The sequence below is a fragment of the Streptomyces sp. SPB074 genome, assembly GCF_000154905.1.
Classification (GTDB): Bacteria; Actinomycetota; Actinomycetes; order Streptomycetales; family Streptomycetaceae; genus Streptomyces.
The window spans coordinates 3,922,390-3,925,306 of the sequence record NZ_GG770539.1 but is presented as its reverse complement, the minus strand read 5'-3'; the positions used below and the strand labels follow the sequence as shown (position 1 = coordinate 3,925,306).

General features: G+C 73.6%; 4 protein-coding genes. 1 reads left to right on the top strand and 3 read right to left on the bottom strand.

Features of this window, described 5'->3' with window-relative positions; all coding sequences use genetic code 11:
* Positions 1-167: 167 nt before the first annotated feature.
* From SSBG_RS16360 to SSBG_RS35835, 3 genes are all read right to left on the bottom strand, one after another.
* Positions 168-419: a hypothetical protein gene (locus SSBG_RS16360; RefSeq protein ID WP_008747206.1), complete on the bottom strand. Its 252-nt coding sequence runs from the start codon at positions 417-419 to the stop codon at positions 168-170.
* A gap of 351 nt (positions 420-770) precedes the next feature.
* Positions 771-1,226 (bottom strand): GNAT family N-acetyltransferase, encoded by a 456-nt coding sequence (locus SSBG_RS16355; RefSeq protein ID WP_008747205.1) that lies wholly within the window; start codon positions 1,224-1,226, stop codon positions 771-773.
* Between the two features lie 128 nt (positions 1,227-1,354).
* Positions 1,355-2,230 carry a GNAT family N-acetyltransferase gene (locus SSBG_RS35835; RefSeq protein ID WP_008747204.1) on the bottom strand — a complete coding sequence of 292 codons (876 nt, stop codon included), beginning with the start codon at positions 2,228-2,230 and terminating at the stop codon, positions 1,355-1,357.
* 407 nt (positions 2,231-2,637) lie between these two features.
* On the opposite strand from SSBG_RS35835, the gene SSBG_RS16350 reads away from it, so the two are divergent.
* The gene (locus tag SSBG_RS16350; protein ID WP_008747203.1) at positions 2,638-2,886 is read left to right on the top strand and encodes a hypothetical protein; all 249 of its coding nucleotides are present in this window, start codon (positions 2,638-2,640) and stop codon (positions 2,884-2,886) included.
* The last annotated feature ends 31 nt before the right edge of the window (positions 2,887-2,917 follow it).

Below are 2,917 nucleotides of genomic sequence, written 5' to 3'. Positions count from 1 at the left end.
CTTGGGGCGCGGGGGGGGTGTGCCGGTGTCGGCGAGGCGTCGCCGCCTGCGGAAATGCGGAGATGGGATGCGGGCGCTGTCGTCCGCCGGGCCCGCCGCCGCGAGGCGTCGTGCCGTCGGGTTCTCGGCGCGCGGGGCGGCGTCGCGGTCTCCGGCCGGGTCTTCCGTCAGGCGCTCTTCGTGTCGGCGGGGGCGGGGCGGGCGGCGCGTTCGGCGAGTGCGGCGAGTGCGCGGGCGGTGTCGAGATTGACGCGGCCGAGGTCGAGGAGCGGGGTCTGTGCCTCTCCGGAGCAGGACGGGAGGTCCAGGCGGAGCGACGGCAGCTTGACGCCTGCGGCGGTGAGGGCGGCACGGAGGCGCTCCAAGTGGTCCTGCGCCTCGTACATACCGGTCAGTTCTCGCGTGCCCTGCTCGGTCATTCGTCCACGCTCCCGTTGGTCGTCACTCGTCGTGCTCCGCCCCGTCCGGCGCGCGCCGCCGCGGCCGTGCTGCCGGGGGTCGCCCGCCTGCCCGCCGTCCGGGCGCCCGGAGTGGTGGGGCGCCCGGGCGGCGGGGCTCCCAGGAGCGGGAGGCTCCCCGCGGAGGCGAGGCTGGACAGGAGTTCATCACTCCGCCCGGGCGTGCCGCCACGGCGCCACCGGGCTATTCACCATTTCGGCGACGCTTCGGGCGATTCCCCGGCGCGTCGCGCGGAGAGCGGCTAGCCTGCCGCGCGCCTGCGGGGCGAGAGGAGAGGGAGCGGAGCGCCGTGACCGGGGCGAGGGAGTGTGTCAGAGGGTGCGGGTGAGGAAGACGCTGAGCGGGTCTTCGCGGTAGGTGCCGAACGGCGGGCAGGGGCGGAAGCCGAACTTGGCGTAGAGCGTGCGGGCCGGGAGGAAGAAGTCGTCCGCCCCGGTCTCCAGGCTGAGTCGTCCCAGCCCCGCCCTCCGCGACTCGTCGAGGGCGTGCCGCAGCAGTGTGGAGGCGATACCGGAGCGGGTGCGGGTCGGATCGGTGCGCATGGATTTGAGTTCGCCGTGCCCCGGAGCGATGCGTTTGACGGCGCAGCAGCCGACGATGTCGTCGTCCTCACGCGCGGCCCAGAAGGTCACTTCCGGTACGCGCAGCCCGTCGAGGTCGAGCGCGTGGGTGCTCTCGGGCGGGGAGAGGGCACGAAGCTGGGAGACGTGCGCTTCCAGGAAGGCCGCGACGGCGGGTCCGGCCAGATCATCGACTGCTATGTCCATGTCCCGCGAGCCTAGCCGCCTGACCTGCGACGCAGCACGGAATGTGGCACGCGTCACCGCTCGCCCGCCCCGTCAGGCGCGAGGTGCCACGGGACGCACGGGGGGTGCGAGGGGACCGGGGCGCCGTTCTACGTATGGCGCGGGGTGAGGCCGGGGTGAGACACCGGGCGCGTACGACACGAGGCGGCGGGGAGCCGGGTACGCGGGGCACGGGGCGGCGCGCGGTGCGCATCGCGCGAGGCCGGGCAAGGGTACGAGCACCCGGCGCGTACGGCGCGAGGCGGCGGGGAGGAGCGCAGCACACCGGCACGTGGCGCCGGGGGCGCCCCGGAGCGGCACGGGCGAGGGGCGGGTCGGGGCGGAGCGGGCGAACCGGCTTGAGGTGGCGCGGCGGCGTGGGGCGGCGGCGGGTGTCGGCAACGCTCGCCTGCCGAGGCCCCGTGCCGGTCCAGCACGGCGGACGGCCGTCGCGGCACCACGACCGACCTCCCCGGCCGAGCGACGGGGCGGCTCGTCACAGCGAACGGGTATGCCGCAGCACGGGTTTTCCGTTCCGGTCGACCGGTACGCCGGGGCCGAATCCCGCGCGCGAGCAGGGCGCGGGACGCCGTGTTGCCGGTATCAGTATCCGCCCACACGCGGGTCAGGCCGAGCGATGCGCGGGCGAGGACGCACAACTCCCGTACGGCCGAGGTCGCGAGTCCACGGCCCGTGGCCCGGCGTGCGAGCCGGTAGCCCGGTTCCGCGTCCTCGCCGGGGACGAGGTCCATGAGGTTGAAGCGGCCGAGCACGGTGTGCCCGTCGTTGTCGAGCAGCACGTGGAAGCGGCAGACACCCGCGTCCTGCTCGGCGAGCAGCGCCGCGTGCCGCGCGGCGAAGCCCTCGGCGGTGAAGTACGGGTCCCCCCGGTCCGGTACCCATCGCGCGAACCACTCCCGTTCGGCACGCTCGAACTCCAGCAGCGCCGGTGCGTGCGCGGCCGTCAACCGCTCCAGTCGAGGCATCCCCTGACCGTAGCGACGGCGCCCCGATGGCGGCACTTGAGTTACCGGGACTTGATCACGAGACACGGCGGGGGTCAAATCCCCCCTGTGGACAACGAATTCCCCTCACACGGACGAGTGAGAGGAATTTTCTCTTCACGGACTTTATCCACAGATTTCAGCTGGTGGTGCTCGTGGGGTGCCGACTTGCGAAAGACTGGTATTGGGGTCGCCCCCCGGGTGGGTGGGGGTGTGCCCCGGTCGCGGCAGACGATCCACCACCCCAAGCCCCCCGCCACCCACCCAGAGCCCAACCACCCCACCAGAGCCCAACCGCCACCCCAACCACCGCCCCACCACCGCCCAACCGGAGTCCGTCCATCCGTTCCCTCTTCCGGCACGCCCACCGGTGCCGTAGCGTCTTCGCCATGCGTATCACCGCTCACCGTCTCTACGGCGGCCTCGCGGCGCTCGGGCTCCTGGTCGTTCTCGCGCTGCTCATGTGGCCGGTGGGCGGGAGCGGTTGCGGGAGCGTGCTCGGGACCGGGGAATCCGGTGGGCCCACCGCCAGCGCGTGCAACGCGGATCACCAACGGCAGACCAAGATCGCCCTCGGCTTCGCGGTACCCACGCTCGTCCTCGGCGGCCTCTACCTCCGCGCCCAGCGCCACCACTGACCCGGCCCGGCCCCGCACCCCCACCCACTCC